Genomic DNA, 26,328 nt, shown 5'->3' on the forward strand with positions numbered 1-26,328 from the left:
CTGGATAGGAAAACTCAAAAACTATGCCTCAGCTGCACCGCTTCGACAACGACAGCAAGATCGGCGACATCTCCGAGGAGCAGCTCCGGTTCCTCAACCACCACCTCGCGAATGACGAGGACACAGAGTTCTACGTTGACTACACCATCCTCAAAGGCCTCGCCGCCAACGGGGCCGACCCGAAACTCATCGGCATGCTGGAGAACTCCCTCGGCCACCACAGCTGGATGAAGTTCACCTGGAGCACCAGCGGCACACACACGCCGTGGATCCACGTGGTGCCCGCCAAGCCCGACCGCAGTGGCGGCCGGGCCTGACGCGGGTCCGTGAGTTCATCCACCGCCCCGCACCGGACTCGGCATCGCAGCCTGAGCTGCCGTTCAAGTCTTGGGCGACTTCTTGGCCAGCGAGGGATGAAGGCCCAGCAGCAGACGCGGCATTTCCTCCCACTTCGGCGATGGCTGGCCCACATACTCTGCTGCGGCTTCGGCCGTGACTCGGACGACCGAGGTAAAGAAGTTCCGGCAGTCGATCGCATCGGTCAGCCGGAGTGTCGGGTTGGCCTTCAGCTTGGCGGATGCCTTCGGGTCACGGACGGCAGTCAGGATCGGGAGGGCGTGAACGGTTGCGTGGCCATGGGCGACGTCGTGACGAATTCGCAGCCACATCCCGATCACGTCAACCACGTGCTGGGGGTTCACCTGCACCGGGCCGCTGCCCTGACCGCCTCGCTGTTGCCATGCCCAACTCGGTCGGGGATTGAACCCTGCCCTCTTCAGCAGTGAGATCGTCTGATCGGCATCTGGCGTGGAGAACTTCTTCGTTGCGCCGTCGAAGTCGGACCTCCACTGCGTCATCGCCGAGGTCAGGAGGGGGCGGTCGAAATCGCCACCCATCTCGGTGAAGGTCGCGTCCCGCAAGGCCGTGGCCAAGTCCTGGACAAACGCCTGCCAGGCAGCAACGGTCATGACTATGGCGCCGCGGTTGATCGAGGTCTCGGCATCGCGCCGTCCGCGTCCACCGTTTCCTGCGGCCCGGTGAGCCTTTTCAAGATTCTTGCAGTGCTTGATCGCGCTCGCGTAGTTGCCCACCGCGGTCTGAACGTCCACCCTCTGCCCCCTCGGAGACCGTTGAGGCCCCATCGTCGCGGACCTCGGCGTATTGAGCACCGCGTTCGATGTCGCCGCTTGATCACGTTGCCGCATGCTTTCCCTCCTCAGAGGGGAAACGGACGAACGTCCCCGGTCGCGTACGACTCTGTCGTGCGCCACGACGTACGGATACCTGTGCTCACGTTCATGAGGGGCGCTGCTGGCCTGCACGATAGGGGAGGCCGACCTCTGCTCACCAGAGGCGACGTTCCTGGGCCGTAAGACCCGCAGCATTCATCAGGTGCTCCCACTGGGCAGCCAGCGGCTTCGACCACGCAGGGTCTACGCCATGCCCGTACGCAAGCAGCCCGTCGATGTGGTTGACGAACCCTTGCAGGGAGCTGTAGCCGGCGTGCTCGACGTGGGTCCCAAGCCCGAACTTGGCGACACCACGGATGTGATCTTCGAGTCCCCTTCTCGTGTGCCGCGGCAGTCGGAGTCTCTCGCCGTCCACCAGGAGGCCCAAGACGATCTTGCGGGCACCTGGCGGCACAACGCGGGTTTTTTTCCTGTGTAGCCGGAACCGGGTGGCGGACACCGTTGCCGAGATCTCGGAGACGCAGCGTGTGAGCGTGGAGCGGTCGAGGCTCCTCAGAGTTGAGAAGGTCATGTCGTCCGCATAGCGTGTATACGTCATGCGGTACCGGTCGGCGACGGATGAGAGAGCCTCGTCCAGTGGGCGGGCGGCCAGATTGGCAAGGGCGCCACTCGCGGGGCCTCCCTGTGGGAGGTAGCCCAGGTCCTGCGCTCTGTAGGTGGGGATGGCCTGGTACGCACTCCTGAAGTACGGCCAGGTGATTCCGCCCGGGACGCGGGTACAGACGCGGGCGATTTCGAACGAGACGAGACTGTTGTAGCCGACCGCCCGCAGGATCGATTGAACTGCACGCTCGTTGACGGAGTGGAAGAAGTCATGAAGATCAAACTTCAGTAACCACGAGGCACCAAGGTGAAGCTGCGCGCACTGCACGGCAGAGCGTCCCTGCTGGTAGGCGTAGCTCGCCCCGTGCGCTGGGATCGGGCTGACTACGTTGGTCAGGAGCCAGCGTTGCACGTCCATCAATACGGGCGCTGGGGCCGCGATTGTGCGAGATTTGCCGGGCTCACGCTTGGGGCGGGAGAACTCGGTGTATGGGTCCTGTCGCCGCTGGACGATCCTTCGTAGGTAGAGGTAAGGCGCGCCAGTCTGGTGGGCCAGGTGCCCCAGCGTCAGTACAGGCGTGAGTCCTTGACTTCGAACTCGTCGCATCTGCTCCAAAGCCTCGTCGATGACTGAGGAAGTGACGCCGTTCCTGCGGCCGAGGCTCCTGTAAAGCGCGGGAGAGTCGATGGGGTGGCCTACCTTCGGTGTATCCCGCCCCCGGCGGGTGGTGCGAGTCGCGCGCCAGGCCCACGTAGGAGACCGTGCGCCTTGCACCATCCAGGCGTTCGACAGCTTGTCCACAGCGTGCGGCTCACGACCGCAGCCTGACCTACAAATGCAGATCGTTGACTCGGCGATGACCTCGCCGATTGCGCTAGGCCGTCACCGACTCTCCCGCAAGGTGCCAGGGTAGTAAGGCTCCTGACTGCCCCGCAAGCGGCTCACGACGAGCCGGGGCTTCGCTTTGGCTGCCCGCAGCTCCTTCCATCCTGCGTCGGTAGGCCGCGTTTGAGAGTCCACCAAACCCAGCTTCTGGGCCTGGAGGACGAGGTTTCTGGCCATCGGAACGGAGACCGAAACATCGGTCGCCAGTTGTTCGGGGTGCCTATGGCCTTTCGCGATGTGGCCAAGGACCTCAACAAGGTCCCTGATGCCGCCGCGATAGCGCACGTGTAGCTTGCCCGATCCTGTCAGCTGGACTCGCCCCATGCCACGCGGCCTGGGTTCTGCGTTGCGCTCTGGCCGGTATCCGACGAGGTCACGCATGAGCCCCGGCGGCGCAGTGCGGTGCTCGAAGAACGGTGCCCACTTCCCGTCGGGACGCCGAGTCCGGCCCCTGGATTGGCGCAGGATGGATGGCAGATTGTTCGGCACGGTGTGCTCGAACACGAGCAGCCCCTCGCTGCCCGACCAGCCTGCACCGTCTTCGGGCCGCCGTGCATAGTCTTCGCACAGCTTCCTGATCCTCCAGAGCTCGTCCGTATGCCACTGAGCCGAGGGAAGGTCCATCCCGCGGTGCAGCACCGACACCCCGTCGTACAGCCCACTGGCACGGATGCGCCGCAGTCCGGTGGTTGCTGCGGCGAAGAGGACCAGGTGCAGCCGGACCAACCTCAGGGAGCGCCAGCTGCGGATCGTCGCATTCCGCAGCCAGGCCCGCGCGTACGCCAGAGACTCCTCGCCGGAGCCGGCGTAGTCGGAAACGAACACTAGACTCCGTGCACGACGCTCCCGAAGAAGATCAATCGATATAGCGTTGCGCGTCACGACGGAGGTATCCAGGCTCCGCTGCACATCACGGATGATGTTCTGGACTATCAACTCGCTACCGCCGCCATCTCCGCCAGAAACCAGTGGTGACACGTTGTTTATGAACATCGTGTCCGTCGGTTTGCAGGAGCGGACGCCATACAGTGCCGCCGGTTTCTCCATGCTGGCTGCACCAGCTAGGACTGACCCCAGATGTTCCAGCAGCCCCTGCCTGAACGTCGTCTCCGACACGATATGCAGGCTGTCGAGCAACTGCGCAGCCGTCTCAGTGTCCCTGGGGGCGAAGTTGGTCAGCCACTCGATCCCCTGATGGGTTTCGCTTGGCCTCGTTGGCTCCCCCACGGCACGCATGTGCACCGCGCCCCCTTGTGCCTGATTTCGTATCTGAGTTGGCGTACCCCACCGTAGCGACTGCCCAAGCCTGTGTGGGCGTAGAACCCCAAGGCATAGCTCGCCTGGAACCAGCGGGCTGCCGCCATTCCCTCCGGGGTCTTCACCCGTTCCGTCGGGACACGGCTCGCGATCGTCGGGACCGCCCACCTTCAGGCCCGCGACCTCGACCAGGGTCTCAATCTCGGGAACCGGTCCGTCGACATCCTCGCCCGAGTCCAGTCCTCCCGGGCCAAGGACTTCGTCCGCGAGTTCAACACCGCCCTCGCCCCCCTGGCGCCGCGAGCCGGCCGTCCGCGAGTTCATCCACCGCACCCGCACCGAACTCGGAATCGCGGCCTGAGCATGCCGTCTGGTTCCTCCCCCCTCGAGGAGGGGGGAGGAACCAGCAAACACACCCGGCCGCGTACGACTCTGTCGTGCACCACCACGTACGGATCTGTGTGCTCAGCCATCCGTTCGAACGGGACCGGGCTCCGCGGCGGGAGCCGGGAGGGAGGCCAGGCGTCGGCTGGTGCCGAGCTTCCTCTTCAGCGCGAGGTTCTCGTGGTAGAGGTTCGCGGTCACCGCGGCGAGTGCATCGAACTTGCCCTGCAATTCCGTGACTTCGGCCTTGGACTCGCGAAGCTGTCGACGGAGCTTTGCGATCGTCTCGTCCCGTTCGACTTCGCCCGGGCTTCGCAGGACCGGGCGGGCGACCTTGGCGTCCCACTGGGCAAGGATGTCCTCGGCCCGGTGGATGGTGGCGTGGCTGACCTGGGCCTCGCGGGCGAGGTTCTCCTTCGTCAAGGCGCCGTTGGTGTGCAGGGGCTCACCGGCCAGCAGCCGGGCCATGGCCTCGCGGATCTTGGTGGCGGTCGCGGCGGATACCGGCATCAGAGGTCACCTTCCAGGGTGGCGAATTGTGCGGTGACCGACTGCACCTCGGCGAGCCGGATCTCGAGGGACTCACGTCGCGGTGGGGAGAGCCGTTCGCGTCGCAGGGTGTCCCGCAGATCGCCCTCTTCAGCGATCCAGTACGGAGCATTCTTCAAGGTCAGCACGGAGTTGCGGCACTTGCCGGGCTGGCAGGCGCCGAGCAGGGGCTGCTTGCCCCGTTGCTCGGCCGGCAGCTGGTTCTGGCACTCGGCGGTCGATGCCTGCCACAGACAGTGGTTGACCGTGCCGAAGTGCAGCTGGGCGAACTCATCCCGCAGCAGGCTGACCTGCATCCGTTCGTCCGCGATCTGAGCCTGGAGGTGCGGGTCGCTGTCCATGGTCGTGATGACCTTGTCCAAGCCAGCGTGCAGCCGGGCGGCGCCGGGGCCGATAGCGACCGGCTCGCCCTGCCAGCGGGCTTTGAGGAGCTCGACGAGTTTGCGGGCCGCGGCCAGCTCGAGCTGGTTGTCGAACTCTTTGCGCCAGTTCTGGTCGAGCTGGCCGTAGCCGGCGGTGACCCGGTTGGCCAGGGCCCGGCGGGCGGCGTGCTTGAGCTGGATGCCGAGCGCGATCTCCCCGTCGGGCTGCTGTGCGGTGATGATCGCCATGGTCCTGCGGAACATGTGCGGCCTCACCAAGCCTGCGGGGATGGCCTCCAGCCCGGTCTGGTCCAGCGTCCTGTTGATGTTCTCGATGAAGAAGTCGATGTCGCGGAACGCGTCGAACCCGGCCCGGCCGCGGGTTCCTTCCGGCAGGAACCCGCTGGGCGGGGCCAGGGTGGCGAAGATGTGGCTGTCGTGCCAGGACAGGCGTTCGGCGACCGCCACGGCCTGTGCGACCGGCTCGGTGATCCACCACTTGAGGCGGGGCCGGGATTCGTCGTGCTTGACCTTCCGCGAGGCCAGCGCCGGAGAGCCGAAGTGCTGGACCACGGAGTTCCGTTCGATCTCCTGCAGTTCGCTGTCACGCATGAGGGTCAGTGCGGCGATGAAGATGTAGCAGGCCGCTCGGACCATCCGCAGGGCGTGCTCGAGATCGCCGTCCTCGATGTAGTCGGTGCGGTCCTCGGTGATCGCCGCACGGACCCACTGCTGTCGCTGCCGGGTGCGGGCGGTGCCGCTCGTGAAGACGTTCGCCCTGGTCACCGTGCCGAACACGCGGCCTTCCAGGGTCAGCCAGACCGGCTCGCCGGCCGGCCCGTGGGGGCTGTTCTCCCGGCGGACCGGGATGCGGTTCGCCGGGTCGGCCAGCCACTGCCGGACCTGGGCGTCGAGCTCGTCGGGCCGCCGGTTGCGGCCGCGTGCGGGACGGGCGATGTCGCCAAGGGCAGCCCGGCCCTCGGTAGCTGTGATGGGTCGGACCCGGCCGGCATCGACCAGCCGTTGCACCATCCTGCGCCTCATCTGGTGGCGCTCGGAGTCCCGGCCGGTCTTGAACATGCCCTGGCTGATGCCGTCTGTCAGCCACAGGCTCAACGTCGACCACATCACGGTGCCCGCCGGGTATCCGCGGTAGTCCCTGGCGTGGACCGGCACCAGGGAGACGGGGTCCTGCACCCACGCGGCGAGCTTGGCGTCGATGTCCCGGGCGTGATGGGTCTGGCGCCGCGTCCCGGCCGATGCGGCCACGGCCGCGGCCTGCTGGTCTCGGCGTTCAAGGATCTGCGGGGCCATCTCCTCGATGTAGAACCAGCTGGCCCGCAGCAGCGGCCACCAGATGGCCGGGGGGATGGAAGGGGTAGTCAGCTCTCCCGTGAATGTCCGCTCAGCCACCTCCGCAGCGGATTTGCCGGGCCAGGGATCCTCGAGCAAGCCCCCGCCCGTCAGGAGCGGAGCGAAGTCCAGGAGGCGGCGAATGGTGAGGACATCGTTGGCCAGAGTCGATGTTCCGGACGTCAGGGCGTGATGGTCGAGGTAGTTCTGCCAGTCGTCCGCCGCCCAGGCCGCCAGATCGTGCGGCATCTTCTGCTCGACCGCCCATTTGGCGATGAGCCGCATCTTGTCGCACGTCAGCTTGACCGAAGGCAGGCTCCAGTTCTCGGCCCGGAAGAACAGACCTGCATCCCGGAGGATCTTGTGGCTGGAGTTGAGCATCCCGAAGGAGATCTCGCGGGTCCGCAGGTTCCAGAGCGGGTCCGTGGGGAACGAGGCCCGCCAGGCGCTCTTCACTCGGTTCGCCGGCCGGCGCAGGCAGTCGCCGGGCCAGTACCCGGCCTGCCCGAAGAGCGGGACCTCCGCTCCGAGGATGAGGTTGCGGTGGCCGCCGAAGACGGGTGTGTCGTCGGGGATGGTCTGCGAGGGCAGCGACTGGAAGGCTGCGGCGGTCGTCATCGGTCGTACTCCGTTCGCATTCCGAGCGGCAGATCGAGGCGGAATTTGCCCTCCTCGATCTGCTGACGGGCATCAGGAAGCTGTTCCGCGCACTCGGTGAACACTTCCTTCAGTGCCGCTGCCTGAACGCCCCAGGTGGCCTGCCAGACCGGTGGGGTCAGCACCTTGCGCATGTGGGCGATGTGGTCGTCGAGCATCAGCAGCCGGGGCAGCTGCGAGGTGAACACCACCGCGTTCGGGCAGATCATGCACATCGCCGGCGCGACATGGCAGAGCCTGCCCTTGGGCGTGTGCGGGGAATCGTGCGGATTTCGGCAGTTGACGACACCCATGTCGAGCTCTCCGTGCTGCAGGGCTTTGCCCTGCTCGGCCGAGATGCCCAGTTCAGCGGCTGTTTCGGGCTCCGCCAGCATGGCCTCGGCCCCCTCGATGACCAGCACGGGCCTGCCTGGTTTGATCTTGTTGAAGACTCCGCGCTGGGCCCGGTTGACGGCCCGGCCTGCGAGGACGTGTGCGGTCGTGCCGTGGGCGTAGTGGCCGCGGAAGACCTCGATGTGGTGATCATCGCCGGCCAGGTCGCTCAGGCTGCCGCCCAGAGCGGCGACCCGGGTGGTCTTCGACGTCTTGCGCAGGCGCCGCACGTCGTGCGGCAGGGAGATCTTCGCCGGTTCGCCCTCCATGTCCGGATGGGTGGTGATCCAGTCGGAGAAGCGGCGTCCGGGGGCTCGAAACAGTGCCCGCCCCGCGATCATGTGACGCCGGTAGTCGGTGGATTCGACGGCCGTGAACAGCCACGGCTCAGTCTCGAATGCCTCCCGCGTCATGGTGTTCACCGCGATCAGGCGCCGCAGCAAACCCGGGACGTCCCAGTTTCCGGCCCCCGGGTAGGCCGACTCACCAGGTGCCTCGTCTTCCTCGAGCGGGCGCTCGTTCACCCGCGGCCCGTCGTTGCCGTGCAGATGCGGTCGGATCCGCTGGGCTCGCAGCTTGGTCTGCACCACCCGCACTCCCTCGTCGCTGAACTCCAGGTCATCCAGGGCGAGATCGTGCACCTCCTCGGAGGTGGCGTCGCCCATGGCCAGCAGGAGCAGGACACGGAACGGCTGCAGGTCGAGTTCGGTGGGGAACAGCAGGCCGCTGACCGCGGTCATCACGCCGTACTTCCCGCCGAAGCGGGCCATGTAGAGCGGGTCGGTCACCACATCCCGCAAGCGCTTCGGCCACCACTTGAAGTGCGACGGGAGATGAGACAGCAGAGCGGGCATGTCCAGCACTCCGTGCCAGGCCGCCCAGACCAGATTCGGCAGCGACCGCCAGCCCTCGCTTCGCGGGTCCTGCCCCTCGGCGAGCAGGGCCCGGCCAACGGCGAGCCGCTTCTCAAGGGCCCGGATGTCGGCTTGGGCACTGTCCCGCAGGAGCAGACGCTCGTGGTTGGCGAACTCATCCAACGGCTCGCTCGAGCCGCCCCGGAACGTCGGGGGTCCCTCCGCCCGCCGCCTCAGACGCTCGGGCACCTTCGCGTCCCGGACCGCCCGGTGGCCCACAAGGATGAGCAATGCCCCGGCCAGCACATTCGGCCGGTTCGAGCCCGGCTTGTATCGGGGCAGGAGGTCTTCCTCCCACTGGTAGATGACCTCGGTCAAGTCGATGGGTCCGCCATCCAGCCGTGCTTCACGCGGGTCGAGGCCCGCGGCCGCCAGATGTGTGTCGGCGAACGCCAGAAAGCTGCGGATCGCCGAGACGTACTGGTTGCTGGAGGTCAGGCTCGCCTTGTGGTGATAGTCCAGCCAGGCGTCGGCGAGCTGGCCGGCCAGGAGCGAGCACCGGAAGTCCACCGGATCGATCCGGTGGGCCATCCGCTGGTGCCGGTAGACGTAGACCAGTTCCCGGACCGCGATCCGCCCCTGCGGAGCCAGTGGCTTCGCGGTAACCGTGGGACGCGGCCGGCTCTTGCGTTCTCCCCGGCGCGGCATCAGGCAGCCCTCCCCGGCGCCAGACGGGCCGCGTAGTCGGCGTAGGTGGTGTCCTGGGCGTTCCAGTCCGCGATGGCCCGGGCGACCAGCAGGTTCGTCTTGCGGATGTAACGCAGGTAGCGCATGGTCGACGTCGCCTGGCGATGGCCGAGCAAACGCTGAACCGTCAGCTGCGGCGACCTGCTGATGTGATCGGCCAGGTAGACGGTGTGCCCGCCCAGGCGCCGCAGTTCTGCCTCTTGGGCCGCCACCAGCTCGGTCAGCAACTGGAGCATGAAGATCGCGAACGTGTGCCTCAGATCGTGAATCTTGAAAGCCCGCGGAACCACCGTCTCGAGCTTGTGCTCCTTGCTGATCCTCAGGGCCCGCACGTGGGCGTCCTCGAAGACCTGGTGCCAGCGCTGAGGGGACAACATGCGCCCGCCACGACCGACGAACAGTGCCATCGGCTCCAGACCCCGGTCGCCCTCGATGACCGCGATCCGGCGCGTGGCCACGTCCATGTCCTTGACCGTGAAGGTCCGCCGGCGCCCGTGCAGGACTCCGCTGACCTTGCCTTGCCGGGAGTTGATGTCGTCGACGACGAACAGCTCCGCCCGGTGACGGTGCAGCGTGCGGGCGGCAGCGTGCACGATCTTCGCCCGCTCGGTGCGCCGGTAGAAGTCGATCTCCCTCAGGGTGGCGTGCTGGATCTCCACCGTGCGAGGCAGCTTGTACTTGGCCATCTCCCGCAGATCCACCAGGGCCGCCGAGCCGTCCCGGCGTGGCGGCCCGACCTCGATGTCGAGGAGAGTGCTGAACTCCCGCAGACGCATACCGGTCGTCACCGCCACCTCCGCCGCCGCGCTGTTGCGCAACGGCGCCGCCCCACGGAACGACCGGTCCACCCGCTCGTCGGGCAGCAGGCCGCGAAGGCCCACCTGCTTCAGGAACCGCCACTGCGAATAGGTCAGATGCCGGACGTCAAGATCGTTGACCACCGACACGGACAGAACGTCCTTGCCGTTCTTGCGCCGGTGGTACGGGCGCCGGTCCAGCAGCTTCACGTCCTCGACGGCCCAGTCGTAGAAGTTGTGGATCGCCGCCCGCCGACGCATCCACGTCGCCGCCGACACCGGCTCGTCCCGGTACTCCATGAGCTCGTCCTTGTACGCGACGAGGTCGTCCTCCGTGGCCGACAGTAGATCCGTCGGCGGATCCAGATCCTCGAGGAAGCCGACCAGGTCCATCAGGTCGTAGGCGTAGTCCTCGAGCGAACCCGCATCCAGACGCTTGGCCAACTCGAAGAAACACGAGGTCAACGGCTCCAGTGGACGCAAATCCGAACCCAGGAAGAACGGCGTGCCCTCCTTGAGCGCCCCCGCACGGGTCACGTACTCGACCCAGTCCAGATCCACACCCTCCACGGCACCCGCGTGTCGCCGCACCTTGCGGTGCGACACGAAGACGTACTCCACAATGCCCCCACTGTGAGACATGAACGATCCCTTGAAGCTAACAGCGACCCCTGGTGTACCGCTGAGACAGAGAGACATCTATGAACTCTTGATCTAACCGGCACCCTCCTGGTTGGCAGGGCGTGACTCCAGCCGCACCACATGCGGATGGTCCGGCCGCAGCTCCGCCGAGTCCTCGGCGAGCACGATCCGCTCCCGCTCCCCGACGGCACCCAGCAAACTCGACAGCAATGTGGTCTTCCCCGCCCCCGTCCCGCCACTGATCAGGTACGAAACCCGGGCCTCGACCAGCGCCCGCAGCACCCGGTCACCGCCCGGCGGTACGGTGCCCGCCGCGACCAACTCCGCCAGCGAGAAGGCCCGGGGGCGCACCACCCGCAACGACAGACAGGTGGAACCCACGGCCACCGGTGGCAGGACCGCATGCATCCGGGTCCCGTCCGGAAGCCGCGCGTCCACCCAGGGCCGGGCATCGTCCAGCCGCCGCCCTGCCACCGCAGCGAGCCGCTGCGCCAGCCTGCGCACCGCCGGAGCGTCGCGGAAGGTCACCCCGGTGAGTTCGAGCCCACTGCCCCGGTCCACCCACACCCGGTCCGGTGCGGAGACCAGCACATCCGTCACCGCCGGATCCGCGAGCAGCGGTTCCAGCACTCCCGTACCGACCAGTTCGCCGCGCAATTCCTCTGCCGCGCCGAGCACTTCGGCATCGCCGAGAAGCCTTCCCTGGGCGCGCAGCGCGGCCGCCACCCCGGCCGGGGTCGGTGCGGTGCCGCTCTGCGCAAGCCGCTGCCGCACGGCGTCGAGGAGCCCGTCGGTCATGACGCGCCTTCCCCACCGAGGCCCCCGCCGGCTTCACCGGCAAGCGCCCTCTCCCAGAACGCCGTACAGAATCTGGCGAGCGGTCCGCGGGCGCCCGAGCCGGGCGGCGCCCCATCGTCCTGAGCCGCCAGCAAACCCGATTCCAGCGGGAGTTCACCGGCGAGCGGCAAGCCGAGCGCCTGCGCCACCCAGCGCTCGTCCAGCCCCGCCGCGTAGGGGCCGCGTGCCACAACTCGCAGGTCGCCCAGGACCATCCCGGCCGTCGACGCCACGCGTTTTGCCGCCGCGACCGCCCGCAGTTCACCGGGGACCACGAGCAGCCCGAGGTCCAGCTGCGCAAGCGCCTTCGCCACCGACTCGTCGACCCGGCGCGGCAGGTCGACGACCACCACCCCGCCGAGCCTGCGGGCGGCCGCCAGCACCGCCTCCATGGCCTGCGGCGGGATAACCACCCAGTCGTCACGCCCCCAGCTGAGCACCCGCAGCCCGTGCAGTGCGGGCAGCGACTCCTCCAGGGCGCCACCGCCCACCCGTCCTTTGGAATGAGCGAAATCCGGCCACCTCATCCCCTCAGCCCGCTCACCCCCGAGCAGCACATCGATGCCACCACCCAGCGGATCGCCATCGATCAGCATCGTCCGCCGCCCGGCCTTGGCTGCGGTCACAGCGAGAGCACAAGCCAGCGTGGACGCGCCGGCGCCGCCCCGCCCGCCGATCACTCCGACGGTGAGAGCGGGCCGCCCCACCCCTTCTGCAGCATTGGCGATCTGATCGACGAGCCAGCTCTCCGCATCGGGCAGCCGCAGCACATATTCGGCCCCGATCTCGACGGCCTGCCGCCAGACATCCGGTGCGTCCTGGTCGTGCCCGACGAGCATCACGCCCTGTCTGCGCAGCGCTCCGCGGCACCGCGGAGCCGCGTCATCACCCACCAGGACCATCGGTGCCTGCTCCCAGCCGCCCCTGCCCTCGGGCAGCGTGTGGTGCACCTCAGGCTCCGCGCCGGCGGCCGCGCACAGCCGCAGCAGATCGTCGAGCAGTTCCACATCCTCGGTCACGATCAACGGTCCGCCCCGGCGTTCTCCGACGACCGGCAGACGATCCCGTGCGATGGATTCAGCCACGGTCTCCGCCCCCTTCTCACTGCACCTTCACCGCGGTTTCGCAGCGACCTCGGAGCGTTCCGAGTTCGGCGATATCCGGAACCCGCGGACTTCGCGGGTGGAATCACCGTGCAGCGCTTCGGAAAATCGTGTGGATCTTGCTCTAAAACTGTGGACAACTCCACCGTTGTGAATATCTCGGTCACCCAAACCGACGACTTCCGGAGAGCAGCACATCCGTTACACACTGTGACGACAAGAGTCGTGCGGGACTCAGAAAAGACAGGCCGTCGCGGCCGAGAAGGAGGCAGAATGCTTGATTCCGAGCAGCAGAAACGCGTCCGGACATGCGACGACCCCCGCCGGGGGGGAGAGCGGGGGTCGTCCCCACGGCCGACTCGGGGGGGGAGGAGTCGGACCGGGTTAGCACGGTCGCGAACGATCCGTGACTTCCATGGTGTACCCGAGAGCCTTCTCAGGCAAACCCGCACACCAGAGTTTACGCCGAATGGTGCCCCCCTATGCTCTGCCTTGTGGAAAACCACTCCTTGCCGCGCACAGCGGCCTTCTTCGACCTGGACAAGACGGTCATTGCGAAGTCATCGACTCTGACCTTCAGCAAGTCCTTCTACCAAGGCGGACTGATCAACCGCCGCGCCGTACTGCGCACCGCGTACGCACAGTTCGTGTTCCTCGCCGGGGGCGCCGATCACGACCAGATGGAGCGGATGCGCGAATATCTCTCCGCGCTCTGCAAGGGCTGGAACGTCCAGCAGGTGAAGGAAATCGTCGCCGAGACCCTGCACGATCTGATCGACCCGATCATCTACGACGAGGCGGCGACCCTCATCGAGGAGCATCACACCGCCGGACGCGACGTGGTCATCGTCTCCACCTCGGGCGCCGAGGTCGTCGAGCCGATCGGCGAGCTGCTGGGCGCCGACCGGGTCGTCGCCACCCGGATGGTCGTCGGCGACGACGGCTGCTTCACCGGCGAGGTGGAGTATTACGCGTACGGGCCGACGAAGGCCGAGGCGGTCAAGGCGCTCGCCGTGTCCGAGGGATACGACCTCTCGCGGTGCTACGCCTACAGCGATTCCGCGACCGATGTACCGATGCTGGAGTCCGTGGGCCACCCGCACGCGGTCAATCCGGACCGTGCGCTGCGGCGTGAGGCGACGCTCCGGGAATGGCCGATTCTCGTCTTCGACCGCCCGGTCCGGCTCAAGCAGCGGCTGCCCGCCCTCTCGATGCCGGCGCGCCCGGCACTCGTCGCCGCGGCGGCGGTGGGCGCGGCGGCCGTCACAGCGGGGCTGGTCTGGTACACCTCGCGCCGGCGCACGACCACAGCATCCGGCTGACCTCCCGCATCCAGCCAGGATCGACATCCGGCCCGGACCTGCACCCGAACCCGGCCCGCACCCGAACACGCCCTCGACCGCCGTCCCAGGACGTGAACCGGGGTGCCACCCACTCGCATCCGGCACCCGCCGCCGTCCGGATCCCCCCGACCGCCCGCCCGGCCCATCCATATTTGAACGCAAAAGTAAAGAAGTACGGCCAGCACTACCGTTCGTCCTGGCCCTGGAGTACAAAGGACTCAACGGCCCGCGAGACCAAGGACATCCGAAAGGATTAACCTGAAAACGCAGAGAAGGCCCCACGGACCGAGCATGAATACCCAGCACCCACGCGACGTCGACCCGTCGATTACGGGCCAGCTGCACCAGGGAACGGGCTGAGTTCCCGACCTGATGGGCAATTTTCGAGGACGCATGGTAACAGGGTGGACGTGCCAGCGGCGGTACCGCGGACGGTACCGCCGCAACCCTTTTATCGGGCAGTGAAACTGACGAAGCACAATGAGCTTGACTGTCCCGTCAGTGGAGGCGCGTACCGGCAGCCCCGGACGGTTAAGCGGCTCCGCGCTGAAGCGCTTCGCAGACCGCCGTCGATTCTCTGACTCCCAGTTCCACCGCGCGCCCACAGTGTGCGATCCAGGCGGACATCCCGTCCGGCGTTCCCGACCGATACCCCTCGAACGCTGCGACGTACGCGGCCCTGCCCAGCTCGGCGTAACCGACCTCGGCGGGACAGATCGCTTTCGGGTCGAGCCCGCTTCCGATCAGGACGATCCGCTCGGCGGTCCGCGCGACGAGGCCGTTGCACGAGCCGAAGGGACGCAGCGCCAGCAGTTCGCCGTGCACGACCGCGGCCGTCACCAGCGCGGGCGCCGCGCTTCCCGAAAGGATCAAGCCGGAGAGCCCCTCCAGCCGGCCGGCGACCTCGTCGGCATCAGGCAGCGGCGCTTCGATGAGCGGCTCGTCGACCGGCTCACCGGCCAGCCGCGGGCGGCCGACCGCGTCGTCGGGCGCGGCCCCGCCTGCCGCCACGAGGTGCAGCCGGGCGAGGACCCGCAGCGGCGACTGCCGCCAGATGGAAAGCAGTTGGCCGGCCTCCGCGGTCAGCCGCAGAGCGGCGCCGATTACCCGCGACTCCTCGTCGCCGCTGAAGTCGGTGCGCCGGCGCACCTCCTCCAGGTTCCAGTCGGCACCGGAGAGCGCGGCGGAGCCGCGAGCGCCGCGGAGCGCCGCCTCCGCGGTGACCTCGTTGCTGCGGCGTCGCATGACACGGTGGCCGTAGACCCGGTCGACGGCCTTGCGTACGGAGTCCACCGCATCGGTGACCCCCGGCAGGGCGCCCAGGGCGGCGAGCGGATCTGAGGCAGTCGTACTCATAAGTAGGGAGGCTACGCGCCCCCCGCGCCCTCACCACCCCGGAGTGGCCTTCTTCACGAAGTGTGACTGCGTAGCGCAGTTACACCGCTACCCTAGGTGAACATGAAGATCGCTTTCGTGGGGAAGGGCGGCAGCGGCAAGACCACGCTGTCCTCGCTGTTCATCCGCCACCTTGCCGCCAATGAAGCCCATGTCGTCGCGGTGGACGCCGACATCAACCAGCACCTCGGGGCCGCGCTCGGCCTCGACGAGGAGGAGGCCGCGGCACTGCCCGCCATGGGTGCGCATCTGCCCCTGATCAAGGAGTACCTGCGGGGAAGCAACCCCCGCATCGCCTCGGCGGAAACAATGATCAAGACGACTCCGCCCGGCGAGGGCTCGCGGCTGCTGCGGGTCCGCGAGGACAACCCGGTCTACGACGCGTGTGCCCGCGCGGTCGGACTCGACGACGGGGAAATCCGGCTGATGGCCACCGGACCGTTCACCGAGTCGGATCTCGGGGTGGCGTGCTACCACTCCAAGGTCGGCGCGGTCGAGCTCTGTCTCAATCACCTTGTCGACGGCCCCGACGACTATGTGGTCGTCGACATGACCGCCGGTTCGGATTCGTTCGCATCCGGCATGTTCACCCGCTTCGACATGACGTTCCTGGTCGCCGAGCCGACCCGTAAGGGCGTCTCGGTCTACCGCCAGTACAAGGAGTACGCGCGGGACTTCGGGGTCGCCCTGAAGGTCGTGGGCAACAAGTTGCAGGGCCGGGACGACCTGGACTTCCTGAGGGCCGAAGTCGGCGCCGACCTACTGGTCACGGTCGGGCACTCGGACTGGGTCCGGGCGATGGAGAAGGGACGTCCGGCCCGCTTCGAGCTTCTGGAGGCGGACAACCGGATGGCCCTGCAGGCTCTGCAGAACGCCGCGGAGGACTCGTACGAGCAGCGCGACTGGGAGCGCTACACGCGGCAGATGGTGCACTTCCACTTGAAGAACGCGGAGAGCTGGGGCAACGAGAAGACGGGCGCCGACCTGGCCGCCCAGGTCGACCCCGCCTTCGTGCTCGACGAGCGGAGCGCGCAGGCAGCCGCCGTACAGCCCGCGTGAGCCGGTCGCCCGAAGCCCCGTTCACCAACGACCCGGCGGGCGGCGGATCGGCCGGCGTCAGCGCTCCGCCGGCTTCGTGCCGGATTCACCGGGAGCCTTGACGGTTCCCGGGGTCCCGGCCGGCCCGGAGGGCTGGGCGGCGAGATGAGCCGCCCAGCCCTCCTTCGGCGCCTGGCCGACGTCGAGCGTGCGGAGCTTCGCCAGCGTCGCCGGGTCCTGGGCGTCCAGCCAGTCGGCAAGCTGCCTGAAGGACACACAGCGCACGCCCTCCTTGGTGCAGACCGTCTCGATCACCTCCTCGACGGCGCGCATGTACGTGCCACCGTTCCAGGACTCGAAGTGGTTGCCGATGATCAGCGGGGCCCGGTTTCCCTCGTACGCGCGGTCGAAGGCCTGGATCAGGCCGTCGCGCATCTGGTCGCCCCAGTACTCGTACTGGTCCGGGTCGCCCTGCATGGCCGCCCCGGACTGGTTGGACATGAAGCTGTAGTCCGTCGACAGTGTCTCGGCCTCCCGCCCCGGCACCGGCACGAATTGCAGGGAGAGGTCCCAGACGCCGTCCTTCTTCTCCGGCCAGACCTGCTTGTCTGCGCCGCTGGAGTCGTAGCGGAAGCCCATCGACCGCGCTGCGGCCACCATGTTCTTCCGCCCCTCCAGGCAGGGGGTGCGGCCGCCGATCAGCTCCGTGTCGTAGTCGAAGGGCAGCGGCTTCTCGTCCGCGAGGTCCGGGACGTTCGTCCTCCATTTCTTCACGAAGGCCTTGGCCTGGCTGATCTCGCGCTTCCACTCGGCGACCGACCAGGTGCCGACACCACCGTCCGGGCCGCAGAAGTGGCCGTTGAAGTGGGTGCCGATCTCGTCGCCGTCCTGCCAGGCGCCCCGGATCTGGGTGATGGTGTCCCGGATCCCCTTGATGTCGTTGAAGCCGATGTCGGAGCTGCCCGCATTGTGCTTGGGCGGGTCGTAGAGCTCCCGCTTCTCCTCCGGCAGCATGTACACGCCGCTGAGGAAGTACGTCATGTTCGCGTTGTACCTCTTGCCGACCTCGCGAAAGCGGGAGAAGAGGTCCTGGCTGTCCCCACCCACGCTGTCCCAGGAGAACACCACGAACTGCGGGGGCTGTTGACCAGGCGTCAGGCGCATGGGTACGGGCTGCTTGGGCTGGCTGCCGGTGAAGGCGGTGGAGCCGTCACCGATGAGCCGGAAGGCCTTCTCGGGGGCGTTCCCCTTGGGCCCGGCGGCCCCCTTCTCGGCACCCGGCCCCGCAGCCCCGAAACCCGAACCCGAAGCCGAACCGGAGCCCGAGCCGGAACAGCCGGCGGCTCCCGCAACGAGCGCGATGGCCATGGCACCCAGGGCGGCCCTCTTCGTGGCGGCCATCATCCGCCCACCCTCTTCCTTTTCAGGTAATTTGCGTGGAATGCGCCGACGCGGCGCAGCCACGTTCGCACGTGCCCATGAATGAATCGACACGACAGGCCATATGAAAAGCTGCCTATTCACGTGAATGGGTGATCGAGTGGGCTATTTGCCCTCAATCATGGACACAACTCTTTACTCTCCATTACGATCTATTTACCAAGAGTTGAGAAATCCCGCCGCTGCACGCCGTGACCCACGGCCGCGTCCCCACGTTCCGCGACCGCGCTGCCCCGGAGGAGACGGGAACATGTCCGCCTGCGTCCCCACACGTCATGACCACACGTCCCGCAGTTGGCGCCAGTCCAACGGCCCGGGAATCAAGCGACCTCACAGCCCGCCACCGCCGCGTCGCGGCGGACGATTCCGTATCGCGGGCGCCGACCTGTCCGCATCGATCACTGTCTTTCTCATTGCCGTCCCCATGTCGCTCGGCCTCGCCGTGGCCATGGACGCCCCGCTGGAGGCCGGACTCGTCGCCGCGGCCGTCGGCGGCATCGCCGCCGGACTGCTCGGTGGCACCCTCCTTCAGGTCAGTGGCCCGTCCGCCGGACTGACCGTCGTCACAGCCGAGTTGATCCAGATCTACGGCTGGCGCACCACCTGCGCGATCACCATCGGCGCCGGGCTGCTGCAGATGCTGCTGGGAGCGGCGCGTGCGGCGCGCAGCGCACTCGCCGTCAGTCCCGCCATCGTGCACGGCACCCTGGCCGGTATCGGCGTGGCCATCGCACTGGCCCAGCTGCATATCGTGCTCGGCGGCTCGCCCCAGAGCTCAACCATCGACAACGCCCTGGCACTTCCCGCACAGTTGGACCGGATCACCCCGGCCGCCCCTCTCATCGGCGGACTGACCATCGCCATCCTGATGGCCTGGCCACGGCTCCCCGGGCGGATCGGACGGGCGGTACGGAGGATTCCGGCGGCCCTCGCCTCGGTGGCGATCGCAACAGCGGTGGCCGCGGTGGCGGCTCCCGGGATCGCCAGGGTGGACCTGCCCTCCTGGCGGTCGCACGCCCTGCCCGAACTGCCGCAGGGTCCCGTACTGGCCCTCGCCACCGCCGTGTTCACCGTGACGCTGGTGGCCAGCCTCGAATCCCTCCTCGCGGCGGTCGCGGTGGACAAGCTGACCACCGACCGCGCCGGACGGCAGGGCGCCGAGCCTTCCGCCCCGGCAGCCCCGCCGGTCAGGCGGTCCGACCTCGACCGCGAATTGCGCGGCCAGGGCATCTCCAATGTGCTGTCCGGCCTGCTGGGCGGGCTGCCGGTGTCAGGGGGAGCGGTACGGAGTTCGGCGAATGTGCGGGCCGGGGCCACCGGCCGCGCCTCCACCGTTCTGCACGGTGTCTGGGTCCTGCTCGCCGCCGGGTTGCTGGTCACGGCTCTGGAGTGGATCCCGCTGGCCGCGCTCGCCGCGCTCGTGATGATGGTCGGCATCCAGATGGTGAGCTTCGCCCATATCCGCAATGTTCATAAGCACCGCGAATTCCCGGTCTACGGGGCGACGATCACCGCTGTGGTGCTTTTCGGTGTGCTGAGGGGCGTAGTGATCGGCGTCGCGGTGGCCGTCGTCATCGCTCTGCACCGGCTGGCCCGCACACGGATCACGGTGACAGATCGGGGAGAACAGCATCTCGTGATCGTGCGCGGGCAGTTGACGTTCCTCGCGGTACCACGTCTCAGCCGGACGCTCGGCCGGATCCCCCAAGGCATTGATGTCGTAGTCGAGTTGGACGGCTTCTTCATGGACCATGCGGCATACGAGACGATCCAGGACTGGAGCAACGCTCAGACCGCCCAGGGCGGCCGGGTCATCTTCACCGGCAGATCAGGCGGCCGGATCGCCGAGCCCGACTCAGCGGCGCACTCCTGCTGCCGCCCTTGGACGCCGTGGCGCAATCACCACTGCCATGACCGGCCCGAACCAGCAAGCGTCCACCACGGCCGCGGCACGCGAGCCGACGTCGGCGACGGTCAGCATCACGCCACCGCCATCACCGCCGACCCCAGTCCCGGAACAACCGACACCACGGCGGCCGACACCATGATCGACGTCACGAGGAACCCAACGACCAGCACGAGCGCCGCGGCCCCGGCCACCGAACCCGTTCCCGGCACTCCGTCATCCTCCACACCCCCCGCCGCTCCCCGTCGGACCGGCGCGCACCGGCTGGTCAGTGGTCTGAGTTCGTTCCAGCGCAATACGGCTCCGCTGGTGCGCGAGGAGCTGGCCCGGCTGGCCCGGGAGGGGCAGCGCCCCTCCCAGCTCTTCATCACCTGCGCGGATTCCCGGCTGGTCACCAGCATGATCACGGCCAGCGGTCCGGGCGACCTGTTCACCGTGCGGAACGTCGGCAATCTGGTGCCCCCACCGGGCGCGGAAGCCGGCGACGACTCGGTGGGCGCCGCGATCGAGTACGCGGTGGAGGTGCTGCAGGTCGAGTCCATCACTGTCTGCGGCCACTCCGGCTGCGGCGCAATGCAGGCACTGCTGGGCGCCAAGCCGGACAACCCGCAGACGTCCCTGTGGCGGTGGCTGCGGCACGGTCTGCCGAGCCTGGAGCGGATGACGTCCCGGCATCGCGCCTGGGCGCGGATCTCCGGCAGGCTGCCCGAAGACGCCGTGGAGCAGCTCTGCCTCACCAACGTGGTCCAGCAGCTGGACCATCTGCGCGCCCACGAATCGGTGGCACGACGACTCGCGGAAGGCACGTTGCAGCTCCACGGGATGTACTTCCACGTCGGTGAGGCGCAGGCATACCTCCTGACCGAGGGCGCGAGCGCCGGTGCATGTCTCGACGAGGTCTTCGACCACGTGGGCCCCGGCGATCCTTCCGGTTCCGGCGAGTTGGAATGTACAAGCGCCTGAACCGCACGCGCCTCGGTTCCGTGAGACCTTGTGGTCCCGCTTCCGCCTTGCACTGTGCTGCACCGCATCGCAGGTGAGGGGGGAGCCGGACCGTGCCCCATACACGAAAACACAGGTCTAAACCAATTCCTGGCAGACACTTGTCACCCGGCCCCTGGACTGATGAGCTATGCCCCGGGACACAACGGACACCCTGGGAATGGGAGATGTCGTGAGCAACGAAAGCCTGGCCAATCTGCTCAAGGAGGAGCGGCGGTTCGCACCGCCTGCCGATCTGGCCGCGAACGCCAACGTCACAGCGGAGGCGTACGAGCAGGCCAGGACGGACCGGCTGGGCTTCTGGGCCGAGCAGGCCCGGCGCCTGACCTGGGCCACGGAGCCGACCGAGACGCTCGACTGGAGCAACCCGCCCTTCGCGAAGTGGTTCGCGGACGGCAGGCTGAACGTCGCGTACAACTGCGTGGACCGCCACGTCGAGGCGGGCCACGGAGACAGGGTCGCCATTCACTTCGAGGGCGAGCCCGGCGACAGCCGCGCGATCACCTACGCGGAGCTGAAGGACGAGGTCTCCCGCGCCGCCAATGCCCTCACCGAGCTCGGTGTCGGCAAGGGCGACCGGGTCGCCGTCTACCTGCCGATGATTCCCGAGGCCGCCGTCGCGATGCTGGCCTGCGCCCGCATCGGTGCCACGCACTCGGTGGTCTTCGGCGGCTTCTCCGCCGACGCCATCGCCGCCCGCATCCAGGACGCGGACGCCAAGGTCGTCATTACCGCCGACGGCGGCTACCGCCGCGGCAAGCCGTCGGCGCTGAAGCCTGCGGTCGACGACGCCGTATCCCGTATCGACAGCGTCGAGCACGTCCTCGTGGTGCGGCGCACCGGCCAGGACACCGCGTGGACCGAGGGCCGCGACGTCTGGTGGCACGAGATCACCGGCCGCCAGTCCGCCGAGCACACCCCTGAGGCCTTCGAGGCGGAGCAGCCGCTGTTCATCCTCTACACCTCGGGGACGACGGGTAAGCCGAAGGGCATCCTGCACACCTCCGGCGGCTACCTCACGCAGGCCGCGTACACCCACAACGCGGTCTTCGACCTCAAGCCGGAGACCGATGTCTACTGGTGCACGGCCGACATCGGCTGGGTGACCGGGCACTCGTACATCGTGTACGGACCGCTGGCCAACGGCGCAACGCAGGTCATGTACGAGGGCACGCCCGACACCCCCCACCAGGGGCGTTTCTGGGAGATCGTGCAGAAGTACGGCGTCACGATCCTCTACACCGCGCCGACCGCGATCCGTACGTTCATGAAGTGGGGAGACGACATCCCCGCCAAGTTCGACCTGTCCTCGCTGCGGATCCTCGGTTCGGTCGGTGAGCCGATCAACCCCGAGGCATGGATGTGGTACCGCAAGCACATCGGCGCCGACAGGTGCCCGATCGTGGACACCTGGTGGCAGACCGAGACCGGCGCGATGATGATCTCGCCGCTTCCCGGTGTCACGGACACCAAGCCCGGTTCGGCGCAGCGCGCCCTGCCCGGCATCTCCGCCACTGTCGTCGACGACGAGGCCCATGAGGTGGAGAACGGCGGGGGTGGCTACCTCGTCCTCACCGAGCCGTGGCCGTCCATGCTCCGCACCATCTGGGGTGACGACCAGCGCTTCATCGACACGTACTGGTCGCGCTTCGAGGGGAAGTACTTCGCGGGCGACGGCGCCAAGAAGGACGAGGACGGCGACATCTGGCTGCTCGGCCGCGTCGACGACGTGATGCTCGTGTCCGGGCACAACATCTCGACGACCGAGGTCGAGTCGGCGCTCGTGTCGCACCCGGCGGTCGCCGAGGCGGCCGTCGTCGGCGCGGCCGACGAGACAACCGGTCAGGCCATCGTCGCGTTCGTGATACTGCGTGGCACGGCGGCCGCCTCCGACGAACTCGTCGCGGACCTGCGCAACCACGTCGGTGCCACGCTTGGCCCGATCGCCAAGCCGAAGCGGATCCTGCCGGTGGCCGAACTGCCGAAGACCCGCTCCGGCAAGATCATGCGGCGCCTGCTGCGTGACGTCGCCGAGAACCGCGAGCTGGGCGACGTCACCACGCTCACCGACTCCTCGGTGATGGACCTCATCCAGACGCAGCTGCCGACGTCGTCGTCCGAGGACTGACAGACGCACAGGCAGGAGGCCGGAGCACCGGCCGACGTACATGTACGAACCCGAGGGGCAACCGGCAACGCGCCGGTTGCCCCTCGGGCATTTTGGACCGGCCGGCAATTGGGGGGTGGGTGAAGGAGCGGGGCTGGGGTGCGTGCATCGCAAGGCGGAGGATTGAGCCGGATGGGGTCTCCCCTGCTCGAGCGGAGCCGAGAGCTCGGGGAAGGAGCCATGGTGACTGACGACAATGCGGCGAGGTGCGTGCCCCAGCCCCGTGACGCCGCCCGCCGATCGCCGGCCGGTCTAAGGTGAAGATCACTGGGTACGCCCCCGCACACCCCGGGTACAGTGGCAGCAACGTCAACAACACATCAAGAAATCTCCACAGGGTGTGCCGGGAAGTCTGGTCGGCAAGTGCATCAGCCATGCCATCGCTGCCGTACCGACCCGGAGGTCTCCACTCGTGGCCGCGCCCACCCGCACACCCCCGACGTCCCGCCGGACCTTCCTCGGGCGCCTCTCCCTCCCTGAGCGGAACTACCTCGCGGACGCCCTGCGCACCGAGACCGTCGGCGGGGTCATCCTGCTGGTCGCCGCGCTCGCCGCGCTGGTCTGGGCGAACACTTTCGGCTCCAGTTACCGGGCCCTCAGCGACTTCCACTTCGGTCCTGGTTCCCTGGGACTGAATCTCTCCGTGCAGCACTGGGCGGCCGACGGGCTGCTCGCGGTCTTCTTCTTCGTCGCGGGCGTCGAGCTCAAGCGCGAACTGGTCGCAGGCGAGCTGCGCGATCCCAAGGCGGCCGCGCTGCCGGTCATCGCCGCCGTGTGCGGAATGGCCGTGCCGGCCGTCGTCTACACGCTGGTGAACGTGCTCGGCGGCGGTTCGACCGCTGGATGGGCCGTCCCCACGGCCACCGATATCGCCTTCGCACTGGCTGTGCTCGCGGTCATCGGCACCTCGCTGCCGTCCGCGCTCCGCGCCTTCCTGCTCACGCTCGCCGTCGTCGACGACCTCCTCGCGATCCTGATCATCGCGGTCTTCTTCACCAACGACATCGACCTCACCGCGCTCGCCGGCGCCTTCGTCGGCCTCGCCGTCTTCTACCTTCTGCTGCGCAAGAACGTGCGCGGCTGGTACGTCTACGTCCCGCTCGCCCTGGTCATCTGGGGACTGATGTACAACAGCGGCATCCACGCCACCATCGCCGGTGTTGCCATGGGGCTGATGCTGCGCTGCACCCGGCGCGAGGGCGAGGAGCACTCCCCCGGCGAGCACATCGAACACTTGATGCGCCCGCTGTCGGCCGGTCTCGCCGTGCCGCTGTTCGCGCTGTTCTCGGCCGGCGTATCGCTCTCCGGCGGCGCGGTGGCGCATGTCTTCACGCGCCCCGAGACGCTCGGTGTCGTGCTGGGGCTCGTCGTCGGCAAGACGGTCGGCATCTTCGGCGGTACGTGGCTGACCGCCCGCTTCACCAAGGCGGAGCTGAACAAGGACCTGGCCTGGGCGGACGTCTTCGCGGTCGCCTCACTCGCCGGGATCGGCTTCACCGTCTCGCTGCTCATCGGCGAGCTGGCGTTCGCGGGCGACGCATTCGTCGAGAACGAGATCAAGGCAGCCGTGCTGCTGGGGTCGCTGATAGCAGCCCTGTTCTCCGGTGTGCTGCTCAAACTCCGGGTACGTACCTACCAGGCCCTGTACGCGGCGGAGGAGCGCGACGAGGACGAGGACGGGGTACCCGACGTCTACGAACAGGACGATCCGGCGTACCACCTCCGGATGGCCGCGATCTACGAGAAGAAGGCCGCAGAGCACCGGCGCCTTGCCCAAGCGGCGGGGGCGGCGAGCAGCAAGCCGGACAGTCCGGCATGATCTGACACCAGATGTGTTGAGCAGGAGAGCAGAAGAGGGAGTCAGGGATGAGCGACCCCGGTAACTACGCGGGCAGCGCAGACCGCAGTCTCGGGCAGCTGGTCGCCTCGGCGACGGCCGAGGTGTCCGCGCTGGTGCACGACGAGATCGCCCTGGCCAAGGCCGAGGTGCGGCAGGACGTCAAGCGGGGCGTGACCGGCAGTGTGGCGTTCATCATCGCGGGAGTGCTGATTCTGTTCGCGATCCCCGTGCTGAGCTTCGCGGCGGCGTACGGAATCCATTACCTGGGGCTCGGACTCGCCGTGTCGTTCACGATCGTGGGCGCCGCCTTCATCCTGCTGGGTGCGTTGCTCGCACTGTTCGCCATCGCCAAGTTCAAGAAGGTCAAGCCGCCGGAGAAGTCGATCGCGTCGGCCAAGCAGACGGCGGCCGTGCTGCAGGGCGTCAAGCCGCACCCGCGTCCGGCGGTCACCGCGCGTGCCGGTCTCCCGGCCGTCACAGCCTCGGGCAGCACGCGGCCGGAGAAGGCCGGAGCGGAGTCCGCGGTCAAGGACGAGGCGTCCGCTGTGGCACGCTCGTCCACATGACCGTCCCCGATTCCAGCGCATTCGACCCCAAAGGCCCCGGCTCGGCAGGCCCCGGCCCCGGCAGTCCCGTACGGATCGACGGTCCCTGGATCCACCGGGATGTGGCGGCCAACGGGGCACGCTTCCACATCGCCGAGCTGGGCGACGGCCCTCTGGTACTGCTGCTGCACGGCTTCCCGCAGTTCTGGTGGACCTGGCGCCACCAGCTGACCGCGCTCGCCGACGCCGGGTTCCGTGCCGTCGCGATGGATCTGCGTGGGGTGGGCGGCAGCGACCGTACGCCGCGGGGGTACGACCCCGCCAACCTGGCCCTCGACGTCACCGGCGTGATCCGGTCGCTCGGTGAGCCGGACGCGGCGCTGGTCGGCCATGACATGGGCGGATACCTCGCCTGGACGGCCGCGGTGATGCGGCCCAAGCTGGTGCGCCGGCTGGTGGTCTCCTCGATGCCGCATCCGCGCCGCTGGCGGTCCTCGATGCTCTCCGACTTCGCGCAGTCCCGGGCGGGCTCATACATCTGGGGCTTCCAGCGCCCCTGGGTGCCGGAGCGTCAGCTCGTCGCGGACGACGGGGCCTTGGTCGGCCGGCTGATCCGCGACTGGTCGGGGCCGCGGACGCCCGAGTTCCCCAACGACGCGACGGTGGACGTCTACCGGCGTGCAATGTGCATCCCGTCGACGGCTCACTGCTCGATCGAGCCGTACCGCTGGTTGGTGCGCTCCATGGCGCGCCCGGACGGCATCCAGTTCAACCGCCGGATGAAGCGGCCGGTCCGGGTGCCGACGCTGCATCTGCACGGTTCGCTCGATCCGGTGGCCCGTACGCGGAGTGCGGCGGGGTCCGGCGAGTACGTCGAAGCGCCGTACCGTTGGCGACTTTTCGATGGTCTGGGGCACTTCCCGCATGAGGAGGATCCGGCCGGATTCTCGACCGAACTCATCAACTGGCTCAAGGATCCCGAGCCCGACCGGTAGCCCGGGACGGGGCCCTGGGGGTCGCCGGACAGGTAACCGGGCGCAACCAATCCGTGGCCGGAAG

Annotated in this window: 18 protein-coding genes and 1 pseudogene; 8 read left to right on the top strand and 11 right to left on the bottom strand. The window is 68.0% G+C overall.

Features of this window, described 5'->3' with window-relative positions; translation table 11 throughout:
- Positions 1-23 precede the first annotated feature (23 nt).
- Positions 24-317 (top strand): hypothetical protein, encoded by a 294-nt coding sequence (locus tag ACNPQM_RS10650; protein ID WP_418083817.1) that lies wholly within the window; start codon positions 24-26, stop codon positions 315-317.
- A gap of 63 nt (positions 318-380) precedes the next feature.
- Here the strand turns inward: ACNPQM_RS10650 and ACNPQM_RS10655 are convergent, their stop codons facing one another.
- The 9 genes and pseudogenes from ACNPQM_RS10655 to ssd all read right to left on the bottom strand — a co-directional run bounded on the left by ACNPQM_RS10655 (position 381) and on the right by ssd (position 12,575).
- Positions 381-1,109 (bottom strand): hypothetical protein, encoded by a 729-nt coding sequence (locus ACNPQM_RS10655; RefSeq protein ID WP_418083818.1) that lies wholly within the window; start codon positions 1,107-1,109, stop codon positions 381-383.
- 235 nt (positions 1,110-1,344) lie between these two features.
- On the bottom strand, positions 1,345-2,571 hold the full coding sequence (locus ACNPQM_RS10660; protein ID WP_418083857.1) for a reverse transcriptase family protein: 1,227 nt from the start codon (positions 2,569-2,571) through the stop codon (positions 1,345-1,347).
- A 105-nt stretch (positions 2,572-2,676) separates the two neighbouring features.
- Complete coding sequence (locus ACNPQM_RS10665) at positions 2,677-4,260, bottom strand: hypothetical protein (protein ID WP_418083819.1); 1,584 nt, start codon at positions 4,258-4,260, stop codon at positions 2,677-2,679.
- Positions 4,261-4,401: 141 nt separating this feature from the next.
- Entirely contained in the window at positions 4,402-4,830 is a 429-nt protein-coding gene (locus tag ACNPQM_RS10670; protein WP_418083820.1) for a hypothetical protein, read from the bottom strand.
- Positions 4,830-7,202 (bottom strand): hypothetical protein, encoded by a 2,373-nt coding sequence (locus tag ACNPQM_RS10675; protein WP_418083821.1) that lies wholly within the window; start codon positions 7,200-7,202, stop codon positions 4,830-4,832. Before ACNPQM_RS10675 ends, ACNPQM_RS10670 begins: the two co-directional genes overlap by 1 nt.
- Entirely contained in the window at positions 7,199-9,175 is a 1,977-nt protein-coding gene (locus ACNPQM_RS10680; RefSeq protein WP_418083822.1) for a hypothetical protein, read from the bottom strand. The genes ACNPQM_RS10675 and ACNPQM_RS10680 overlap by 4 nt, the downstream gene beginning before the upstream one ends.
- Positions 9,175-10,653: a site-specific integrase gene (locus tag ACNPQM_RS10685; RefSeq protein WP_418083823.1), complete on the bottom strand. Its 1,479-nt coding sequence runs from the start codon at positions 10,651-10,653 to the stop codon at positions 9,175-9,177. Before ACNPQM_RS10685 ends, ACNPQM_RS10680 begins: the two co-directional genes overlap by 1 nt.
- 75 nt (positions 10,654-10,728) lie before the next feature.
- Positions 10,729-11,451: pseudogene (locus ACNPQM_RS10690) on the bottom strand (CpaF family protein); the annotation flags it as partial.
- A complete protein-coding gene (gene ssd, locus ACNPQM_RS10695) occupies positions 11,448-12,575 on the bottom strand; it encodes a septum site-determining protein Ssd (RefSeq protein ID WP_418083824.1) in 1,128 nt (375 codons plus the stop codon). The pseudogene ACNPQM_RS10690 and the gene ssd, both read right to left, overlap by 4 nt.
- A 500-nt stretch (positions 12,576-13,075) precedes the next feature.
- On the opposite strand from ssd, the gene ACNPQM_RS10700 reads away from it, so the two are divergent.
- Entirely contained in the window at positions 13,076-13,915 is an 840-nt protein-coding gene (locus ACNPQM_RS10700; RefSeq protein ID WP_418083825.1) for an HAD family hydrolase, read from the top strand.
- A 552-nt stretch (positions 13,916-14,467) separates the two neighbouring features.
- On the opposite strand, the gene ACNPQM_RS10705 is transcribed toward ACNPQM_RS10700, so the two are convergent.
- Positions 14,468-15,292 carry an oxidoreductase gene (locus ACNPQM_RS10705; RefSeq protein ID WP_358857107.1) on the bottom strand — a complete coding sequence of 275 codons (825 nt, stop codon included), beginning with the start codon at positions 15,290-15,292 and terminating at the stop codon, positions 14,468-14,470.
- Positions 15,293-15,394: 102 nt separating this feature from the next.
- On the opposite strand from ACNPQM_RS10705, the gene ACNPQM_RS10710 reads away from it, so the two are divergent.
- A complete protein-coding gene (locus ACNPQM_RS10710; RefSeq protein WP_418083826.1) occupies positions 15,395-16,390 on the top strand; it encodes an ATP-binding protein in 996 nt (331 codons plus the stop codon).
- A gap of 57 nt (positions 16,391-16,447) precedes the next feature.
- On the opposite strand, the gene ACNPQM_RS10715 is transcribed toward ACNPQM_RS10710, so the two are convergent.
- Positions 16,448-17,773, bottom strand: a complete 1,326-nt coding sequence (locus tag ACNPQM_RS10715; protein WP_418083827.1) for a hypothetical protein — start codon at positions 17,771-17,773, stop codon at positions 16,448-16,450.
- Between the two features lie 286 nt (positions 17,774-18,059).
- Here ACNPQM_RS10715 and ACNPQM_RS10720 point away from each other — a divergent pair, with 286 nt between their 5' ends.
- The 5 genes from ACNPQM_RS10720 to ACNPQM_RS10740 all read left to right on the top strand — a co-directional run bounded on the left by ACNPQM_RS10720 (position 18,060) and on the right by ACNPQM_RS10740 (position 26,264).
- Complete coding sequence (locus ACNPQM_RS10720) at positions 18,060-20,678, top strand: bifunctional SulP family inorganic anion transporter/carbonic anhydrase (protein ID WP_418083828.1); 2,619 nt, start codon at positions 18,060-18,062, stop codon at positions 20,676-20,678.
- A gap of 169 nt (positions 20,679-20,847) precedes the next feature.
- The gene (gene acs, locus ACNPQM_RS10725; protein ID WP_358857103.1) at positions 20,848-22,845 is read left to right on the top strand and encodes an acetate--CoA ligase; all 1,998 of its coding nucleotides are present in this window, start codon (positions 20,848-20,850) and stop codon (positions 22,843-22,845) included.
- Positions 22,846-23,296: 451 nt separating this feature from the next.
- Positions 23,297-24,703 (top strand): Na+/H+ antiporter NhaA, encoded by a 1,407-nt coding sequence (gene nhaA / locus ACNPQM_RS10730; protein WP_418083829.1) that lies wholly within the window; start codon positions 23,297-23,299, stop codon positions 24,701-24,703.
- A gap of 47 nt (positions 24,704-24,750) precedes the next feature.
- On the top strand, positions 24,751-25,290 hold the full coding sequence (locus ACNPQM_RS10735; protein ID WP_418083830.1) for a phage holin family protein: 540 nt from the start codon (positions 24,751-24,753) through the stop codon (positions 25,288-25,290).
- Positions 25,287-26,264 (top strand): alpha/beta fold hydrolase, encoded by a 978-nt coding sequence (locus ACNPQM_RS10740; protein WP_358857100.1) that lies wholly within the window; start codon positions 25,287-25,289, stop codon positions 26,262-26,264. Before ACNPQM_RS10735 ends, ACNPQM_RS10740 begins: the two co-directional genes overlap by 4 nt.
- Positions 26,265-26,328: the final 64 nt, after the last annotated feature.

This window comes from Streptomyces sp. NPDC056231, from assembly GCF_048270745.1.
Classification (GTDB): domain Bacteria; phylum Actinomycetota; class Actinomycetes; order Streptomycetales; family Streptomycetaceae; genus Streptomyces.